Origin of the sequence: Candidatus Poriferisodalis sp. (assembly GCF_965208485.1) — a bacterium.
GTDB lineage: Bacteria > Actinomycetota > Acidimicrobiia > Acidimicrobiales > Poriferisodalaceae > Poriferisodalis.
The window spans coordinates 1,691,010-1,710,257 of sequence record NZ_OZ242344.1 but is presented as its reverse complement, the minus strand read 5'-3'; the positions used below and the strand labels follow the sequence as shown (position 1 = coordinate 1,710,257).

General features: G+C 67.6%; 14 protein-coding genes. 7 read left to right on the top strand and 7 right to left on the bottom strand.

Going from position 1 to position 19,248, the window contains the following annotated elements; all coding sequences use genetic code 11:
• Nucleotides 1–44: 44 nt before the first annotated feature.
• A complete protein-coding gene (locus ACOGXQ_RS07875; RefSeq protein ID WP_419946855.1) occupies nucleotides 45–1,592 on the bottom strand; it encodes a hypothetical protein in 1,548 nt (515 codons plus the stop codon).
• A 367-nt stretch (nucleotides 1,593–1,959) separates the two neighbouring features.
• Between ACOGXQ_RS07875 and ACOGXQ_RS07870 the strand changes: the two genes are divergently transcribed.
• From ACOGXQ_RS07870 to ACOGXQ_RS07850, 5 genes are all read left to right on the top strand, one after another.
• Nucleotides 1,960–3,270 carry an MFS transporter gene (locus ACOGXQ_RS07870; RefSeq protein WP_419946854.1) on the top strand — a complete coding sequence of 437 codons (1,311 nt, stop codon included), beginning with the start codon at nucleotides 1,960–1,962 and terminating at the stop codon, nucleotides 3,268–3,270.
• A 5-nt stretch (nucleotides 3,271–3,275) separates the two neighbouring features.
• Nucleotides 3,276–3,605 (top strand): hypothetical protein, encoded by a 330-nt coding sequence (locus ACOGXQ_RS07865; RefSeq protein WP_419946853.1) that lies wholly within the window; start codon nucleotides 3,276–3,278, stop codon nucleotides 3,603–3,605.
• Nucleotides 3,602–4,660 (top strand): LLM class flavin-dependent oxidoreductase, encoded by a 1,059-nt coding sequence (locus ACOGXQ_RS07860; RefSeq protein ID WP_419946852.1) that lies wholly within the window; start codon nucleotides 3,602–3,604, stop codon nucleotides 4,658–4,660. Before ACOGXQ_RS07865 ends, ACOGXQ_RS07860 begins: the two co-directional genes overlap by 4 nt.
• Nucleotides 4,661–4,766: 106 nt before the next feature.
• Nucleotides 4,767–5,630 carry a TauD/TfdA dioxygenase family protein gene (locus tag ACOGXQ_RS07855; protein ID WP_419946851.1) on the top strand — a complete coding sequence of 288 codons (864 nt, stop codon included), beginning with the start codon at nucleotides 4,767–4,769 and terminating at the stop codon, nucleotides 5,628–5,630.
• 31 nt (nucleotides 5,631–5,661) lie between these two features.
• A complete protein-coding gene (locus ACOGXQ_RS07850; protein ID WP_419946850.1) occupies nucleotides 5,662–6,873 on the top strand; it encodes a CaiB/BaiF CoA transferase family protein in 1,212 nt (403 codons plus the stop codon).
• Nucleotides 6,874–6,890: 17 nt separating this feature from the next.
• Here the strand turns inward: ACOGXQ_RS07850 and ACOGXQ_RS07845 are convergent, their stop codons facing one another.
• Nucleotides 6,891–7,058, bottom strand: coding sequence for a hypothetical protein (locus ACOGXQ_RS07845; RefSeq protein ID WP_419946849.1), 168 nt, complete (start codon nucleotides 7,056–7,058; stop codon nucleotides 6,891–6,893).
• Between ACOGXQ_RS07845 and ACOGXQ_RS07840 the strand changes: the two genes are divergently transcribed.
• Nucleotides 7,057–7,659: an RNA polymerase sigma factor gene (locus tag ACOGXQ_RS07840; RefSeq protein WP_419946848.1), complete on the top strand. Its 603-nt coding sequence runs from the start codon at nucleotides 7,057–7,059 to the stop codon at nucleotides 7,657–7,659. The genes ACOGXQ_RS07845 and ACOGXQ_RS07840 overlap by 2 nt on opposite strands.
• Nucleotides 7,656–8,960, top strand: coding sequence for a hypothetical protein (locus ACOGXQ_RS07835; RefSeq protein WP_419946847.1), 1,305 nt, complete (start codon nucleotides 7,656–7,658; stop codon nucleotides 8,958–8,960). The genes ACOGXQ_RS07840 and ACOGXQ_RS07835 overlap by 4 nt, the downstream gene beginning before the upstream one ends.
• Nucleotides 8,961–9,174: 214 nt before the next feature.
• On the opposite strand, the gene ACOGXQ_RS07830 is transcribed toward ACOGXQ_RS07835, so the two are convergent.
• The 5 genes from ACOGXQ_RS07830 to ACOGXQ_RS07810 all read right to left on the bottom strand — a co-directional run bounded on the left by ACOGXQ_RS07830 (nucleotide 9,175) and on the right by ACOGXQ_RS07810 (nucleotide 19,175).
• Nucleotides 9,175–12,777: a UvrD-helicase domain-containing protein gene (locus tag ACOGXQ_RS07830; RefSeq protein WP_419946846.1), complete on the bottom strand. Its 3,603-nt coding sequence runs from the start codon at nucleotides 12,775–12,777 to the stop codon at nucleotides 9,175–9,177.
• The gene (locus tag ACOGXQ_RS07825; protein ID WP_419947363.1) at nucleotides 12,774–16,145 is read right to left on the bottom strand and encodes a PD-(D/E)XK nuclease family protein; all 3,372 of its coding nucleotides are present in this window, start codon (nucleotides 16,143–16,145) and stop codon (nucleotides 12,774–12,776) included. The genes ACOGXQ_RS07830 and ACOGXQ_RS07825 overlap by 4 nt, the downstream gene beginning before the upstream one ends.
• 86 nt (nucleotides 16,146–16,231) lie before the next feature.
• The gene (locus ACOGXQ_RS07820) at nucleotides 16,232–16,621 is read right to left on the bottom strand and encodes a clan AA aspartic protease (RefSeq protein ID WP_419946845.1); all 390 of its coding nucleotides are present in this window, start codon (nucleotides 16,619–16,621) and stop codon (nucleotides 16,232–16,234) included.
• A 182-nt stretch (nucleotides 16,622–16,803) separates the two neighbouring features.
• Nucleotides 16,804–17,733 (bottom strand): TIGR03621 family F420-dependent LLM class oxidoreductase, encoded by a 930-nt coding sequence (locus ACOGXQ_RS07815; protein ID WP_419946844.1) that lies wholly within the window; start codon nucleotides 17,731–17,733, stop codon nucleotides 16,804–16,806.
• 359 nt (nucleotides 17,734–18,092) lie between these two features.
• A complete protein-coding gene (locus ACOGXQ_RS07810) occupies nucleotides 18,093–19,175 on the bottom strand; it encodes an amino acid ABC transporter substrate-binding protein (protein ID WP_419946843.1) in 1,083 nt (360 codons plus the stop codon).
• Nucleotides 19,176–19,248 lie beyond the last annotated feature (73 nt).

Here is a 19,248-nt window from a genome sequence, read left to right as displayed (position 1 = left end):
CAGGTGCGCACCCACCCCAAACCGAACCAGTCGGCGGATCTGGGCTAGCGGAGGCAGTGCAGCGACACGGTGTCGGCGTCACGCCGCCGCCAGACCGTGACATCGCCCGTCAGACGGCCTGCTTCGACCGCCGCCGTGTGGGTGACCAGCAACGGCAGCAGAGAGTCGTACTCGGCGAACCTCTCGGCTGCTTGCTCGGTCTCGCAGACCATCAGCAGCGGCGCGGGGCGACCCACGGCGGCGCACTTGCGGTAGGGCCTGATCTTGTCGATGACCTCAGAGGGCGTGGTGGCGCTGCGTTCGTACTCGAGGCAGTAGACGCCGCTGCCGAGCGGCCCGTCTGCGACCAAGACCACCAAGTCGGGCTTGACCTGTGTGACGCTGGGCACGTTGATCTCTCCTCGCCAGCCGACAAACGCCGCAGCGCCCTCGGCGGCGAATTGCAGCACCAGCCGGTTGATGCCGTCGTCGTGGCGCCGCTGGCGGTCTCGGAACGTCGGGATCAGGTAGGCGCCGTGCCGCCGGCTGAGCGCGGAGGCGAGCAGCCGACTCAGGTTGGCCGCTCGTCGCAGGCCACTGTCGGTGAGATAGCAGTGGCCGTCGAAGCGGCTGATGAGCCCAACCTCGGCGAGCGTGACGAGCGCCGTGCTGATCCGCTGCGGCGACGCGCTCAGCAGCTGGCTGAGCTGATTGCTTCGTATTGCGGGGAACTGCGCGACGGCCATGAACACTGCGTAGGTCAGTGGCTTGGTGATGGCCAACGTGTCGGTGTTCATGCTCCGCCAGCGCTTCAGATCCTCTGCTCGCCCCACAATCATCGGCGTGTCAGGATCGTTCACCCAGTCGCCGGAGGGCCGCAGATCGACGGGATCGCCCCAGAGTCCATCGGGTGTGCAGATCAGCGGCCGAGTGTCACTGGCGAATTCGCGCTGCGAGAGGTGAGCCGCCCACGAATCGGCAGCCAGGATCACCTGCGCGGACGGCACCGCGTCGTACTTCGGATCGCCGAAGAAGACTCGGTCGACGGCCCGTTCGTGGGCGTCATGGTCGGCTGAGTACGCGTCGATCCCCCAGAATCGATGGGTCCGCTTGCGCCGCAGTGATCGCTCGGTGGCGTGCAGGCCCACGAAGGTGAACGTCACCCAATACTGCTCGCCGTAGCGGGTTACGGCGTGAAACCAGCCGCCGTAGCGGAACAGCCGGAAATCGGTCATGGCGAGATCGGACAATTCCGCAGCATCGCTGGGGGGCACGCGCAGCCAGCCTGAGTTCAGCAACCCGGGAGCGAGCCGGTAGAGCATCTCCAGCCAAGCCAACCGCCGCACGCAGGTGCGTACGCCTCGTGATGTGGCCGTCCACGGAAGGCGCTCGAGACGCCCGCTCGCGGCTGCCGGAGCGTCGGCCAGCTCGTTGACATACAGCGCCCGAGCGGCTCGGCTTGTGAGGAACCAGCGATTCTGCGGCGGTTCGGTCATACCGACGTTCATGAACGTGATCCACCCGGCGCGCCGCAGTGAGTCCAAACGGGTTCGCACCTGGCGCTCGTCCGTTCCTAGGATCGGTGCCAAGCTCGGCGCGTTCGCCAGCGGCATGCGCCCAATGAGAGAGACCAGGTACCGGTCGGCGGCACCGAGCGGGCTTGTCGGCGCCTGATCCGTCGCGGCTGACACGACGACGAGTGAGCCATCGGCATGGGGGGACCTTTGCCCGATGTCGGCAGAACCGCGAGTTTGTGCCGAATATGCAAAGAGGCGTTAGGCGATTGTCGGGCTGCTCGTCGTCCTCGAGCAAAACGACGGGAATCCGCTCTCAGCCGTTGCCGACGACATGAACGTCGGCGTCTCGCAGATTCGCCGCCGCCCCTCCTGGAGGTGCTTGAGCGCAGTCAGCGAGCTGGATCAGGCCGCGAAAAGGCTGTTTAGCCAGCACGCAGCAGGCCGCATCAGGCAGGATGTACCGGTGTCCAAACGCACCACCACCACCTTCCGCGGATGGAAGGTGGTGGGTGCGGGGGCAGTGGTCCAAGGGCTGCAGAGTGCGTTCGTCATGCACTCGCTGGGTGCTTACTTGGTCGAGCTCGAACGGGAGTACGGCTGGAGCAAGACGGCTCTGTCGGGCGCGTTTGCCCTCAATCGTGCCGAGACGGCGCTGCTGGGTCCGGCGCAGGGCTGGCTGATCGACCGGTTCGGACCCAAGGCCATTGTCCGAGCAGGCGCTGTCGCCATGGCGGCCGGGTTCGTGTGGTTCAGCCAGTTGCAGTCGTTGTGGCAGTTCTACGGCGCCTTCTTCGTCATGGCCGTCGGCAGCGCGCTCTGCGGGATGTTGACGGTCACTGTCGCGATCGTGCGGTGGTTCGAACGTCTGCGGGCCCGCGCGCTCGCATTCGGCGGCATGGGCCTTGCCGCGGGCGGAGTGTGCGTCCCGCTGGTGGTCCTGTCGTTCTCGTGGTTCGGCTGGCGTGCGACTGCTGCTGCTACCGGCGTCGGCGGCGCTGTCGTCGCTTGGTGGCTTGCCAAGTACCTCGACGGCCGCCCTGGTGATTTCGGCCAGGAGGTCGACGGTGGGGCCAAGATCGTCGCCAACGGCAAGACGGTCCGCGCCGAGGGCGTGAGCGACGTCCACTTCACTGCGAAGGAGGCGATGCGCACGAGAGCGTTCTGGACGATCTCGTTCGGTCACCTGAGCGCCCTGTTCGTGGTGGGTGCGGTGATGGCTCACTTGCAGCTCTATCTCACCTCCGAGCGCGGCTACACGCTGCAGCAGGCCAGCTTGTTCGCTGCTGCGCTGCCGCTCATGCAGCTCGCCGGCATGGCGGTGGGAGGCTGGCTGGGCGACCGCATCAACAAGCGGCTCATCGCGTCAGTGGCCATGTTCGGCCACGCCGGCGGCATCCTGCTGCTGGCGTGGGCGCCGAACGCGTTCGTGGTGGTGCTGTTCGTGATCTTCCACGGGTTCGCTTGGGGCGCTCGCGGGCCGCTCATGCAAGCCCTGCGAGCCGACTACTTCGGATCGTCGGCGTTTGCGGCGATCATGGGCGTGAGTTCGCTCATCGTCATGATCGGCCCGATCGTCGGGCCGCTCGCCGCAGGATGGCTGGCGGACACCACCGGCAGCTACGTCACCGGCTTCGTTGCGCTTGCTGTGCTGACTTCGGTGGGAATGCTGTTCTTCGTGATCACCAAGCCTCCGGCCTTGCCCGAGCGAGGCGATGGTTTGGAGCGCGAACCGAGGGCCGGGGCGAGTTCGGCAGAGCGTCAGGTGACAGGCTGAACGACGTGAGCACAGTCCGTGCCGATGCCGGCTCGAATGACAGCACGCCGACTCCGACGCCGCCGTTCGATCCGCGCTCGCGTGAGGGCTTGGCCGAGATGTATGCCTACGCCCACGATCTCGCCGAGTTCAAGGGAGCGAACCCGGGCAATGACATGGTCTCGATCCTGCTGGCGGCTGACGATGCCGAGGGCGGCATCACCGTTGTGAGGACTGCCCAACCTGCGACTGGACCAGCCCGTCCGCCTGAGCGTTCGCTGTCGAGCTTCCAGCATGGCTTCAAGCACCTGCCGGTCGTGTGGGATGTCCCCCCGAACCAAGAGGCTCCTCGATGACGGCTGATGCAGTGACGGCGGGGGCGTCGGCGCAGGCCCCCGAACAAGCGACGGCGCACATTCCGCCGCTGCGTGTCGGCGTGACGCCCGATCTGGCGTTGTGGCAGCGGCCGTTGGCGAAGCGTCGCGAGATCATGGCCCATGTCGCCGAAGCCGGTTTCGACACCGTGTTCTTCGCCGATCACGTCAGCTTCCGGACCGGCCACGGACACGACGGGATGGTGACCGCCGCGAGCTTGGTGAATCTGCATCCCGATCTCAACGTGTATCTGGCGGTCTACCTGCTGCCACTGCGTCACCCGGTGCCGGTCGCGCGTCAGCTCGCGAACCTGGCCGAGATGGCGCCGGGACGGGTCCGCTTCGGCGTCGGCATCGGCGGCGACGATCGTCACGAGGTGGAGGTGTGCGGCGTGGACCCCCGCACTCGCGGCCGGCGGACCGACGAGTCGCTGGAAATCGTGCAGCGGCTGCTGGCCGGCGAGACCGTGGCCCACCAGGGCGAGTTCTTCTCGCTTGAAGCGGTCCGCATCACCCCGGTCCCGGATCCGCCGATTCCCACTTACGTGGGGGGCCGATCCGACGCTGCTGTCCGCCGGGCCGGGCGGTTCGCCGATGGCTGGCTCGCGGCTTGGTGCTCGGTGCGCCGCTACCGGGAGGCGGTCGAGATCTTCGCCGCCGCAGCGGCGAGCGAGCGGATCGTCGCTGCGCCGTCGCCCGAGGTGCCCGACCACGGGCTGCAACTGTGGGTCGGTTTCGGAGACAGCCGTGCGGAAGCGACAGCCTGCGTTGCGCCGGAACTGGAACGCTTCTACCGGGTGCCCTTCTCGGCCTTCGAGAAGTACACGCCGTGCGGCACGGTCGACGACATCGTGGAGTTTTTCCTGCCATACCTCGAGGCGGGCTGCCGTCATGTGAACATGACCCCGTGCGGTCCGGACCCCAACACGGCGATACTGGCAGCGGGTGAAGCGGCACGACGGCTGCGACAGGCAGATCCGCTGGCCGATTCGCCGGCAGCAGTGCGATCGGGCGGCGCAGAACCAGGAGTCACTTGAGATGAGCACCACGGCAGCACCGCAGTCAGCATTGAAATCAGCATTGAAATCAGCATTGAAATCAGCATCGAAATCAGCATCGAAATCAGCATCGAAATCAGCATCGATGACCGATGTGCTGGACATCCGCCCACTGGCCGGAGCGCTGGGCGCCGAGCTCTGGGCAGCCGGCGGGGGGGCGCTCGATGTCAACACGCTCGACCCCGCGGCAGCTGCGGCAATCCGGGAGGCCCTGTGCGCGTACCACGTGGTGGTGATCCGCGACCAGCAGATGGATGCCGCTGATGTTGCCCGCTTCGGCCGCCGCTTCGGTGAGCTGGAGCGTCACCCCTATCTCGGCGGCGCCTCGGAGGAGCCCGAGGTGGTCCCGGTCATCAAGGAGCCCCACGAGACGGTCAACTTCGGCGGCGGCTGGCACTCGGAGATGTCGTTTCTGGAATGCCCGCCCATGGCGACGGCGCTGTATGCGGTGGAGGTGCCGCGCTTCGGCGGGGACACGCTGTTCGCCAACCAGCAGGCGGCCTTCACGGGACTGTCCGACACCATGAAGCACTTTGCCGAGAGCCTGGAGGCTGTCCATTCAGCCGCTCGCCAGTACGGGCGGGGAGGCGACTCGGATCGGTACGCGGGCAAGCGCAGCTCGATGACCGTCGACGTGTCCGACGAGGCCCAGGCGCGGCTGACCCATCCGGTCGTGCGGACCCATCCTGAGACCGGCGCCAAGGCGCTGTACGTGAACCGTGCCTTCACCGAGGCGATCTCGGGCATGCGTCGGCGCGAGTCGAAGGCGTTGCTGGAGATGCTGTGGGACCACGCAGTCGAAGAGCAGTTCACATGCCGGGTCCGCTGGGAACCGGGAACGCTGACCATGTGGGACAACCGCAGCGTCCAGCACTACGCGCTGAACGACTACCACGGACAGCGCAGGCACATGCTCCGGGTGACGATCGCCGGCGATCGGCCCCGCTGAGCAACCTCACCGGCGAGGGGAGCAGATGTCGATGAGACCGCTGGCAGGCATCCGCGTCGTCGACATGAGCCGCGTGCTGTCGGGTCCTCTGGCTGGTCGCATTCTCAGCGACCTCGGCGCCGACGTGGTGAAGGTGGAGCCGCCCGAGGGCGATGTCTCGCGGCTGTGGGGCGTGAATCGCGCCGGCCTCGCCGGCTTCTACACCCAGCAGAACGTCGGCAAGCGCAACATGTGCATCGACCTGCGCGCCGAGGGCGGACCCGAGATGGTGAAGCGGCTGGCTGCTGAAGCCCAGGTGCTCATCGAGAACTTCAGACCCGGTGTGATGACCCGGCACGGGCTGTCCTTCGCCGAGTTGGCCGAGTCCAACCCCGCCTTGGTCATGCTGTCGATCAGCGGATTCGGCCAGCAGGGTCCCGAGTCACAGCGAGCGGCATACGCAGCGGTGCTGCACGGCGAGTCGGGCTGGATGGCCCGGACGGCGGCGATGCACCAGCAGCCGATCCAAGAGCCGCACTTGGCGGTGGCCGACACCAATGCGTCGCTGCACGGCGCGATCGGCATCCTCGCCGCGCTGCGTGTCGCGGAATCGACGGGTCATGGTCAGCACATCGACCTCGCGATGCTCGACACGTTTCTCGCGACCGACGAGGGCAGCCAGGCAGGGCTCGACGGCGTGCCCTACACCTCCCAAGGCGGGCTGGTGTGGGACGGCACCGGCGGTCCGGTGCTGACGGCCGGGGACTTCCGCTGGATCTGGAGCCAGCTCAGCAAGACACACGGGCTGGCCGACCCGTCGCCCCCCGACGCCGACATCCCGACCAAGCGGGCGCACCGGGGCGACGCGATCAACGCATTCCTCGGTTCGTTCGACACTCGTGCCGCGATGCTGGCGGCGTTGGATGAGGCGAATCTGGCATGGGGCGACATCCGGACGACCGCGGAGGCGCATGCGTCTCCCACAGCAGTGCACCGCGGCTCTTCGATCGAGATTGACGCTCGCGACGGCGGCACCCGGCGGGTGACGCAGACCCCCTATCGATTCTCCGGAGCGACGGCGTCGTCGGGAGCGGTCTCGGGGGTGACGTCGAATTCGCTGGCGCCGCACCGAGGCGAGCACAACGGCGAAGTGCTCGCCGAATGGCTCGGGGCGAGCCGGGCCGAGATCGAGGCGCTGCGCCACTCAGGAGTGCTCGTTGAGGACGTGCATGCTGCGAACGTGCGCACTGACGCGCATCGATGAGGCGCATGGAACCGAAGTCACCGTGCCGGCGTCTGGATGTGCAGGCAGTCTTCGTGGAGACTTGGGATGGCTCGCTCGCCCGCAGCAGCGGTGAATCTGGCAGTGATGGACGCGGCTCCGCTGTTCAGCACCTCGCGGTTGGATTCAGTGCTGACGGATTCCGGACTCGTCGGTTCAACGCACATGGACTCAAGGCTCGTGGGTTCGGAACTGTTGGGTTCGGGCACGAACGGTTCTGGATTCCCGGTGAGCGCCGCTGAGGGCGTGTCTGGGACCGGGGCTGCCCCCCTCGATGCTGTGGCGAGCCGATTCGAGGATTTCTACGCAGCCCACCGCGACGAGATGGTCCGCGCGCTGAGCTTGGCCCTGCGCGACGCGGCACTGGGCGCTGAAGCGGCCGATGAGGCGTTCGCCCGGGCCTGCCAGCGCTGGAGACAGGTCAGCACCTATGCGAATCCGCAGGGCTGGGTGTTCCGGGTCGGGCTGAATTGGGCACGGTCATTTCTGCGACGGGTCCGGCGGGAACGCGAACGACGACCCTTGCTGGCGCAGCCGCACGCCACTGAGGACCGCGCGCGCGATGTGGATCTGGAACGGGCGCTGGCGACGCTCAATGACTCGCACCGAACGGTGATCGTGGCTCGCTTCTACCTCGACTGGTCGGTGGCTGAGACGGCAGAGGCACTGGACATCGCCGCCGGAACCGTCAAGAGTCGCCTCAGCCGCGGGCTGGAGCAGCTGCGTGACGTGCTGGAAGCGGCACCCGACGAAGGGGAGGACTCGTGACCGCTGAGGACCGTCTCCGCGACCGTCTCCGCAGTGCGGCTTCGTCGATGCCGGTGAGTTCTGGCTTGCTCACGAGCGTGCAGGCGCGATCTGCGCAGTTGCAGCGTCGGCGCAACGCCTTGCGCGGCGGCGTTGGGACATTCGCGCTCGTGGCGGTGGCGTTGGTCGGTGTGATGTCGCTGCGCAGTCGCAGCATTGACGAGTACTCGGCGCCGATGCAGGATTCAGGCGACGCTGCCGAGGCAGCCATGAGCGAGGACGAGTCCCGGCAGGGCGGACCGGAACAGCAGGAAACCGCTCAGTCCGGCGTCGCGTCCCCCGACAGCGAAGCGCTCGAGCAAGAGACGGCTGACGAGTCAGCGAACTGGGGCAGCGCTCCGCCCGCCAGCGCCGACCCGGAGACTGCGGTGTTCGCCACGACGGTGTCGATCGTACGGCCGCCCCCAGCGGCCGAGGATGCAACCATGCGCTACTCGTTCAGCGGTCGGCACGCTGTCGCTCGGGCAGCTGATGGCTGGTATGCCTACGACGGCGCGGACTGGCAGTCGGTGGGCCTGCCCGACGACCTCGAGGTTGTGGCTGTCGACCTGTCCGGATCGGGGCGCGTTGCCGTGTTCGGCGTGGTCCGACCGCTCGAATGCAGCCGCTCCCAAGTGGTGGCGGTCCGCACAGACGAGACATGGCGTTATGTCCGCGTTGATGACGGCACGCCGCCGACGGTGGCTTGGGAGCTGCTGGACGCCCGGATCCGCGTCACCGACACCGCCATCGAACTCGAGCGTGCCGAGCGCCTGTGGCTGGATGATCAATGTGCTGACGCCTCCTCCCCGCTGACCCCCAAGGCAGCGGAACTCGTCGCTGAACTGGAACTGCTCGGCGAGATCCGCCGTGACAGCTGGCCGCATGCACCGTTGGACGGGGGGTTCGCGGAGCGCTGGCCGCACATGGCTCGCTCTGATGCACATGCCGCCGCGGCATCCGGCGCTGACTTGGACTGGACGGCCGTGATTCCGTCCAGGCTCACAGTTCCCGCTGTGAAGCTGAACACGGGTCGCACGGCTGACGGCGGTGCGGTGACCGTGGCCTTGCACGAGACCATCGTCCTGGATGTCGCCACGACGGTGCATGTCAGCGGAGGAATGGCGATGCTGCAGCGTGGCGAGCAGACATGGGAGGTCTGCCCGATCCCCGATGAGGAGCTGCATCAGGTGAACGGCGAGATCGGCCAAGCCGGTGAGCACCTAGCGGTCGTCGTCGGCAAACCCGAGCAGACGCTGTTCGTCGTCGAGCGCGCCGGGTGACGGCGAGCGGGCCGGCGGCTGTCCGAGCTTGGTCGTCCGCGCCCGAAACACAGGGTCAGCCGAGAGAATGCGCCGACAGGCCGACAGGCCCATAGGCGGACTCTCTCGTCGTGCTGCCTCTTGTTTCCCGCTCTCGGTCGTGCTGTCTCTTGTTTCCCGCTCTCGGGCGATTTGGCTCTCGGGCCGTTCGGGTCACGGCTTCTGAGCAGCGCCGTCATGCGGTCGAATTGGCGAGTTCGCCTGCGAGATCAGCGACTTCGGCGACGGCCTGTGCGAGCGCCTTGCCTTCCAACGCGTCGGCGCGGGCCGGTGAGCCGTCTTCCTGCAGGTAGAGAAGCACCACGCGGCTGACCGGCCTGCCCGCAGCGCGGGCGAGGCACCATGCGTATGCGGCGCACTGCTGACGGTACTGCTGGGCACGCTCGCTGTCCGCGTCGGGCATCGTCCCGAGCGCATCGGTCTTGTAGTCGACGACAACGAGCCCGCCGGTGGTCGGGTCTTCGTACATCAGGTCGACGAATCCCTCGACGACGGTCGGGGACGATCCGGAGGCGTCAGAGTCCTCTATCGGTGCGGTGACATACACCTCTTTCCAGTGGCGTGCACCTGCGGCATAGCGCACTTCGTCGCTCGCGAGCGCCGATCGCGCGAACGCCTCGATGACGCCTTGGCGACCGGCGATGCCTTCGGCAACGGCCTGAGATGCAGCGAGCGATCTGAGTCCTTCGCCGCTGAGCAGGTCGATCGACTGCAGCACGCCATGGGCCGCCTTGCCGACCGCGGTTGCGCCACGACCGCGCCGGACCAAGGCACGGCCACTGCCGAGATGGTCGTCAGGTACGTCCTTGCCGGGCATATCGGACGATGAGACAGATGCCCTGTCGGCGGTGCCGCTGACGGTCTTGCCTGCAACGCCGGTAGCGCTCAGGGCGGATCGCTGTTTGGACGATGCCGCGGCCCGGTTGCGTCGATGCAGCCATTCGGCTGGATCGGGACGCCCGGCCTGCCCGTGCAGGGCGTCAGATCTTCGCAGCTTGACGATCTCGGCTTCGGGGTCGCGGCCGTGCCGGTAGTCCCATCGGCGCGCCTGAGCTGGGCTGCCGACGCTGTCGCCGCTTTCTGGCAGGGCGTCGGCGATGAGCTGTGCGTTGCTCTTGTTGAACTGCTCGCCCTTCTTCGAAGGCATCTCACGGTGCAGCGAGACCACCAAGTGGTCACGCGCCCGCGTGCATGCCACATACAGCAGCCGAACGCGCTCATGATGCTCCGCCAGCCGCTCGGCATCGGACAAGTCCGTGTAGGACGACGTCTCGGCGCCCTTGCGCAGGCGCACTGCTGCTGCCCCGCCGTAGCGGCTGGCAGGGAGGTCATCTGAGCGGTCGTCGACGAATATCGCCCGCGTGCTGGTGGGACTCGCTCCATTGCCTTGCAGGCCGGCGACGATCACGATGGGGAACTGCAAGCCCTTCGACGCATGCACCGTCATCACCCGGACCGAGTCGTCGTCGGACTCGGGCAGGATCGCCTCGGTGACCTTGGCGTGCTCGGCGCCCTGCATCTCGACCCAGCGCAGGAAGCTGCGGAGACCACCGTGCTGGCTCTCCGACCAAGCCCGCGCTTGATCGATCACATAGCGCACATGACGCCAGACGTCGCGCGCTTGGGGTCCTGCGGCGGCCTGCTCGAAGACGCGGCGCTCGCGCACGAGGCGCTCGAGCAGCACCGACGGCGCGACCAAGGTGTGATCTTCATACAAAGTCCGCAGGTGTTCCAGCGCTGATGCGACCCGGGCGTGCTCACCGTGCAAGGACATCCCGACTTCGGGGGCGAAGCAGCTCCACGAGCCGACGGCTTGGTAGCAGGCGTAGAGGTCGTCGTCACCGCAGCCGTACATCGGGGTCCGCAGTGCGCTGACCACCGCTAGGGCGTCATCTGGGTCGGCTGCAGCCCGCAGACACATCATCAGGTCCCGCACGGTCCGGCTGCGCCACACGAACTCGGACGCTTCGAGCCGGTAGGGCACCGATGCCGCTGACAGGCCTGTTTCGAGCTGCGGCAGGCACGTACGGGTCGGCACCAAGATCGCGATGTCGCTGAGACGTGCCGGCCTGGCGCCGTCGAGATGCCGGTCATGCACCTCCCAGCCGTCGTGCACGATCTCGGTGATGGCGTCGGCGATGTCTGCGGCCTCGACGGCTCGGATTCTCTCGGCGTTGAGACCCGACTGCTGTTTGTCGTGCGCGTCGATGCCGAGCGCGGCGACCGCTGGTCCCCTGTCGATGTCGGCCCGCACTGCCGTCAAGGCCGAGTACGAGGCCTGTGAGCGGCGTGTCGTGCTGTCGGCGCCGGTTTCGTCGCCCATGAGCGAACCGAAGACCGCGTTGACCCATGCCACGATCGACGCCGTCGACCGGAAGTTGACAGCGAGCGTGGCCGTCTCACCGATCTCCCGGCCGAATCGCCGCTGTGCGTCGTCGTACAGCTTGATGTCTGCCCTCCGGAAGCGATAGATGGACTGCTTGGGATCGCCGACGAAGAACAACTGACCGGGCACGGTGTCGAGCTGATCCCAAACCGGCATGCCCAGGGATCCCGCGGGGCCGCCCGAACCGTCGATGCGCGCCCTGCTGCCGGAAGCCTCTGCTGACGTGACGGCATGGTCGTGCTCGTCAGCGGCGATCAGCGCAGCGATCTCGATCTGGATCGGGTCGGTGTCCTGGAATTCGTCGAGCAGCAAGTGCCGGTACCTGCGGTGAAGCGACGCATGCGCCTCGGGTGAGGCGCGCAGCAGATCACGCGACCGCACGAGCAGGTCGTGGAACTCCAGTCGACCCGCTGCTCGTCGCTGTTCGGCAGCATCCAGGGTGAAATGCGCTATCCGGTCGCACAACGCCGCAATGGCGTGGTCGATGGCCTCGGTCGCTGATGCACCGCACTGTTCTCGCAATGCGGCGAGTCCCTCGCGCATCGGCGCCCAGCCGTCGCCCCGGAAGACATTGCCGCCCCTGGGCACGCCGCTGCCATCCAGATTGGACTCGTTGAGCACCGCGAATCGCTCGGCATCGGTCGTCGCTGCACGAAGCCGTGCGACGTATTCGCTGAGGCGACTTCGCCGCTCTTCTGCGGCGTCACTGAAGTCTCTCGTCGGATGCCGCCACTCCAGCAGCGACATGCCCCCCTCGATGAGGCTGCTCGCATCGAGAGGCGCCGCTTGCGCTGCCGCGTCGGCGGCAAGCACCCGGTCCCCATTGGCATTGAACGCCGCGGCGATGTCACGCAGCGCATTGGGTTGCACGCCTGCGGCGTCGATGAGTTCGACCGCCCAGCCGATGCCGGGGTCTGACAGCAGTTCGCTGATGAAGCGCCGCCATCGCTCGTCGAATTCGACATCGCTTGCAATCTGGTCGAGCGCTTCGAAACGCGGCGGCAGTCCGGCCTCGATGGGGTGCTCGGAGAGGATCCGTCGGGCGAATCCGTGCAGGGTGGAGATGGCAGCGCCGTCCAGCCCGTCGAGAGCGTTCTTTAGGGTCTCGGAGATCTGCTCACCTGCCTGCTGCGTGAGCAGTTCGTTGAGCTTGGCGCGAATGCGGTTGCGCAGTTCGGCGGCTGCCTTGTCAGTGAACGTGATGGCGGCAATCGAGCCGATCGGCGCGGCGCCCGGCCCGGTCACCAGCTCGACTATCCGGCTGACGAGCGCAGTGGTCTTGCCGGTACCCGCACCGGCTTTGACGAACATGGTGGTTCCGGTCTGCCGGCACACCCGGTCCCGCTCTGCTTGGTCCGCCTGATGCGGGGCCGCGGCGGCCGACGGGGTCACGACTGCACCTCGGCAGGCTCGACGAGTTCAGCGAATGCGGCCAGCGCCGGATCGCCTCGCTTGCGCCGCCATGAATGGCGGATATCGGCGGTGCCGAGTCCGTCCGGGTCGCAGTAGGGACACACGCGGTAGTGGCGCCGGTCGTCGGAGGGCTGGGCGAAGCCGGCGAACACGCCGCTGCGGATCCCGGCCGTGATGACGCTGACCGCCTCGGCGAAGCGAGTCATGACCGCGTCGTCGACGGGCAGCTCCAGCCATTCCCAGCGACCCCGCCTCGAGGAGATGAACCAGTACGCGCTCAGCACCGCTGTGGCGTTCGCTGTGCCGCCTCCGAAGTGCGCACGGGCGGCGAGCGCATACACCGGCAACTGCAGCTTGGTGCCGCCGACGGTCGGATCGGCCCCACTGCCCTTGACGATGTCCTTGTAGCTGTCGGTGGCGCCGGTCTTGTAGTCGATGACCACGAGGCTGCCGTCGCCGATGCGCTCGACCCGGTCGATGATGCCCCGGAAGCGGATCTCGCTGCCGTCGTCGAGGCGGTATGAGACAGCTGGCGCGGAGTCATCGAAGCCGAACCGGAACTCGGAGCTCTGTATCTCGCCGCGCGAGCGCGGGTCGCGTTGTCCGTCGTGGTCGAGCAGTCCGCCGAGGTCGGCGAGCAGAGCCTCGCGATCTCGTTGCCACAGCAGCGGCAGGCCCACCACCCCGCGCTCTTCGGCCTCGCTGGCGAGCTCTTGGCCCAAGCGGACGAGTTCGCTGCGGTCTTCGTCGGTGGGGGAGCGGCCCGGACCCGGCGGTGCCCGCCCCGGGCCGTGATTCGGCATCGGCTCGCCCGACGACCACGCCTGCCGATTGGCAATGAGCGGCCGGTAGAAACGGTCGACCGCCTCGTGCACCAGGCGTCCCCGGTCGAGCGCGCTCAGACGGAGGATCTGCTCGGGCTCGGTGATCGCGCTCACCCCGAGCAACTGCTCGAACAGGTACCGGCGCGGGCACGACGCCCATGTCTCGAGGCGTGTCGCCGACACGACATCGGCTATCGCGCTGTCGCTGTCGATGACTCCCGAGAGATTCCCGTCGAAACGCGTGAACGCCGTGCTGCGCCGGGCCGCCGAAAGCTCGAAACCGCGGCGAAAGACCGGATCGGCGAACATCGGATGCATCTGATGGCCCAATTCGGCGGGGCTTGCTGCGAGCAGGCTTGCCGCGTCGTATTCCCACTGCGCTGAGGGGAAGCCGCATGAGCGCACGGCACTCAAAAACGACGGCAGCTCGACGATGCCGCTTACCGTGTCGTCAAGGGCGGCAGCCCGCAGGTTCTCGGCGTCGAGGCAGCCGTCGGCGAAGTAGCGACCGGTGGTATCCAGCCGACGCGCTGTGTCTGCCATCCAACGGGAGGGCACGTACTCCGCGTTCTGGCGCAGATTGCCGCGTGGCGCCGACAGGGTGCAGTGTTCACGGGTGCCGGCAATCGCGGCGAGCAGGGTCCGGTGACTCTCCGCCGCGTCATCAGCATGCAGCCTCAAGGCCCCGCCCGATGACCGCCGCTCGTCGTCGTCGACGAGGCTGTCGGGCTGGGGCCGTGCGGGGACGATGCCTTCGGCCAGCCCCACGATGTAGCTCCGGTCGGGGGTGACATCGAGTGCGCCGGCGAGCGGGCCGACGTACACGCCCTTGCCTTCGGTGCCGCTGCGGCCGTGCGGCTGTGCGAGTTCGACTTCCAGCGTCTGGCACATGGTGTCGAAGCTGATGCGTGGCTCTATGGCGCCGAGGTCGGAGAGCCGCTCGAGCACGCCCTCGACTCGTTCTGCGGCGCTGATCTCCCACTCGGGCCAGTCCCCGAGCCATGACGCGCTGCCCACCGCTCCCAAGTAGCGGTGCAGCGAGGATCGCATCCAGTCGCAGAGGCCGCGCCAAGTGTGTCGCTTGCGGCCGTCGACGAGACGCTCACGCAGTTCGGCCATGAAGGCTGAAACAGCGTCGCACTCAGCGGCTTCGCGTTCGAGCCACCGGCAGCGGGCAAGGCTGGGATCGTCGCCGGATCTCTCGCTGGAAGCGAGTTCGCGTAGCTCGGACCCATAGCGCCGCAGCCGTGACGACCAGTCGTCTCCGCCGACCACATGCGCGGCCCGCGCCAGGCGTTCCCACATCGAGTCGGGCACGAGGAAGTGCTCGTCGCCGGATTGCTCGGTGTCAGGATCTCTGGGACGGCGGCGCGGCACCCGCGCGCCGGCGAGCAAATCGAACACGTCGCGACGTTCGAGGCGGGGCTCTTCGAGATATGCATCGGCCAGCGCTGCGAGGCCCAGCGCGAACCGCCCGTAGACGGACTCGGCGAGCCTTCGAGCGGTGTTGCCGTACGTTGCGACGCCGACGGCAGCGAACTGATCCTCGAGTGTGCGGCCGTACGGCTCGGCTGCACCGAAGTACACGGCGATTCTGCTCGGCGGGAGACCCTCGTCGAGGTCGGCGATGACGCTGCGCACGACGGTTCGGGCTTCCTCGTCGGCGTCAGTGACGCTGACGATGCGCTCCGCGCAGGACGCTTCGCGCAGCTCGTCGGGGCGCTGGTCGTCGAGGTGCGGCGGCTCGACGCGGAGACGCTTGCACACGCCCTCCGCCACCGAATCGGCGCTGTTGCAGCCCGTCAGCCCCAAGAGCAACTCGACGGGTGCATCTGCGGGGACTCGCCCGAGTGCTCGCAGCAGACATGATTCGTGCTGGTTGAGTCGGCGAGGCAGGTACACGCAGATGCGCCCCAGCTCGTGTGGAAGCTCATCGAACGATCCGATCTGATCGGCAGCGGCGGCCATGAGGTCGAATTCGTCGTACCAGTCGCGACGCAGCGACTCGCGAACTCGTCGGCAGATGTCCACCACACCGGCAGCTCTCGGCGATGTGCCGGCAACGTCGTCGAGTTGTGACTCGGACAGATCGCGTAGCTCCGAATAGGTGCGGCCCAGCGCGCGTGCAGTCTGCTGATGGCCGACAACCGGGCCGAATGGACCGGGATCGTCACCGAGTGCGATGCGCACGGCCGCCGTGACGGCCATGTCGCTCAGCGGCCGCCGCCCCCGCTGCTGCAGCCACGAGCCCCCGAGCCGGTCGGCTAGTTCAGCGACAGTGACGGTCTCGAGCACGGCGATGCCGCCGCCACGCCGACCGAGTTCGCGTCGCAACGACAACCCCGTGTAGTTGGACGGCACCACCACGGTGACCGCAGCGAGCGGATCGTCCGTCTTGGCTCGCTGCACGAAATCAGCGAGCGCCTCACGGGCTTCCGCCCCGAACCCGACACCGACCGCCGCCAACCCGCTCTCCGGCGGGCCGCCGCCGCAAGTCTGCTCGTTCGCCGAATCGCCTGCCATCACGAGACGCAAGATACGCCCAAGGTGTGACATCGAAGGGTCCGCTTGGGTCGGGCTGCGCTGTGGGCAGGCGCAGCCGACGGGACTCAGCGCGTGGCGAGGGCCTTGAGTCGCACTGCGGACAGGCGCTTGAGCTGCTCGTTGCGCGGGTCGACCTCGATGCCGGCTGACTCCAGCGCGGCGAGGCCCAGCAGCGGCTCGACATCGTCGTCGACGAACACCACGGTGCCCATGACCGTCTCGTCCATGAACTCGAGCTCAGCGCCCCCGATGTCGAGTTGCAGCCGACGGCCGTCCGCCGTCTCGTACGTTCGAGAGCCGATCGGCTCGATGCCGATGGCTTCGAGGTGCTGTCGCGGCGCCAGCGAATCGATGGCGCCGGTGTCCACCAGGAATTCGCCCTGCCAAGTGCGATCGCGTGCTGCTGGATTCTTGACGGTGACGGTGACGTGCGTGGCGCCCACAGGAGGCCTCATCTTTCGAACAGGGCGGAGAGACGGCAGCCGATGGCTGCGCCGACGAGCCTCGCGCACATCGCGGGTCGTCCCACCACGATTTTCCGGCACGGGAGCTTTCTGGCTGGAATCCCCTGGAGTCGACGTCATCGGTCCATTGTCGCATCGCCGCCGCGTCGCGACCGACCGGCCGGCTGAGTGGATCAGGCGCCGGCCAGGCGGGCCACGACCGGCGCCATCGCGTCCACCTCGGGATCGTGGATGATGATGTAGCTGGCGCCGTAGGCCTCTCGGTGACGGTGCAGCTGCTCGCAGATGTCGTCGACCGTGCCCGCCAGCACCAGCGGCACCTCACGCGCCTCCTCGGGTGTCAGCCCGAAGCCGGGTGCGAACCGCGCGAGCACGCTGTCGGCGTCGTCTGACACCAGCGCCATGAACGTATTGAGCTGGATCTCGATCTCTGCGAACCGTTCACCGGCAGCGTCGGCGATCCATTGGCGGCGCTCAGCGAACCTGGCCGCAACCGAGCTGCGCGCCGCGTCGGGGCCGACGGTGCCCGAGCGGAGATTCGGGTTCAAGCTGATGATGTCTGCCAGACGCGCCGCCTCGGTCAGCACCCGGCGGCCGCCGCCCCCGATGATGACCGGCGGGCCGCCCGCAGTGTGAGGCAGCGGCCTCCCGATCATGCCGGAGATCTGGTAGTACTCGCCGTCGTAGTCAAGCGGCTCTCCGCTCCACAGCCCCTTGATCACCTCCAAGGCCTCGATCATGCGGCCGATGCGCACACCGGGCCGGTCCAGCGGTATGCCCGCCTGGGAGTAGTCCTCGGTCAGCCAGCCGGCGCCGATGCCGAACTCGGTCCGGCCCTCCGCCAGCAGGTCGAGTGTGGCGAAGTCCTTTGCCAGCACTGCGGGGTGGCGGTAGTCGGCAGCGAACACCAGCGTCCCGACCCGCAGCGCCGTGGTGATCTCAGCCGCGACAGCGGGATGCACGATCGGGGACCAGCTGTCCCAGAAGTGATCGTGACAGAACAAGGACGAATAGCCCAAGTCCTCGACCTTGCGCGCCATTTCCCGGAAGGCCGTCGGACTCTCCGGCCTGCCGTACTGGACGCCGAACCTGAACGGATGCACAGCGGCACTCTACGTGCCGCCCAAATGGCCGCGCTGGCAGGTGGCCTTCCGTTGACGCACCCGTTGCCTCCCGCTCTTGTTCCCCGATTCTCATGCGATCGGGTTGGGCCGCTCGGGTCACGGCTTCGCCTGCCGGCTCAGCCTCGTTGCTGCACGGTGTGCCCGCCAGCAGGCTGCTGGCGGCGATGGTGCGAGACCGGACGCTGACGGCTGCGGCGGCAACGGAGTACGCGCTAGTACGCGCTGGAGTGCATCGAGGCGCTGACCCCGCAGCTCAATGCGTTCGTGGCGCGCACTCGCTCGTCGCCGGTCGGTCATCTGGTTGATGGGGACGGTCGTCCTGCGGCCGACCTGGTGATTCAGCGGGCGGGAGGGGCGTAGATGAGTCCGCCTTCGGCCCAGCGTGCGTTGGGGGTGCCGGCTCGGCGCAGTCCGACAGGTTCGAGATGGCGGTTGTAGATCTCGTCGTAGTTCCCGATCTGGGAGACCACTTGGTAGAACGCGTCGGGTCGCAGTTCCATCGCGGACTGCAGCTCGCCCTGGCCGCCGAGCAGCCGGATCGCCTCGGCGTCGAGCTGGTCGCTGGCGAGCAGATCATCGACGTTGGCCGAGGTGATGCCCTTCTCGTCGAAGATGATCGTGGCGTAGACCGTCCAGTTGACGATGTCGCCGAAGGCGGACTGGTTGGGCGGGTACACCGGGGCGAGCGGTTCCTTCGAGAACGGAAGCGCGGGGAAGATCACCCATTCCTGGTCGCCCTGCTGGCGGGCCCGGCGGCCGACGAGACCGGATCCGTCGGTCGTCATCGCATCGCAGGCACCGGCGATGAAGTTCTGCGTGATGATGTCGAGGTCTTCGAAGGTCTGCAAGCTGATGGTGATGCCGGCGGCGTCAGCGGCGTCGGTCATGTTCTGCTCAGTGGTGGTGCCCGCCGTGGCGCACACGACGGCACCTGCAACGTCGGCCACGGTCGACTCCGACGTGAAGCCGTCGCTGGCGCGGCCCATGAGCTGCTGCCCGTCGTAGAAGGTGACGGGCGCGAAGTCGAGAGCGAGTTCGGAGTCGCGGCCCTGCGTCCATGTCGTGTTCCGCACGAGCACGTCGATGACGCCGGTCTGCAGCGCCAGGAATCGCTCCGCCGAAGTGAGAGCCACGAAGCTGACCGCGTCGGCGTCGCCGAGGATGGTGATGGCAAGGGCCCGGCAGTAGTCCGCGTCGAAGCCGGTGGTGCTGCCGTCGGGCTGGGTCTCCGAGAACGCCACCGCGGCGCCGTACACCCCGCAGTTGAGGATGCCCCGCGACCTCACCGTCTCGAGCAAGTCGGCGCCTTGGGCCTCTGGCGCCGCTGCGGTCCCTGAGGCTGCGCCGTCCCCCGACGCGCAACCCGCAGCCAAGACCACAGCTACAGCGACGGCTGCGACCAGTTGATGTCGAGCACGCATTCGTGTCGCACCCCTTTGGTGCGCTGGACCCTACACAAGACGCATGCGAACAGCATGGTGGACGGAGACAGGG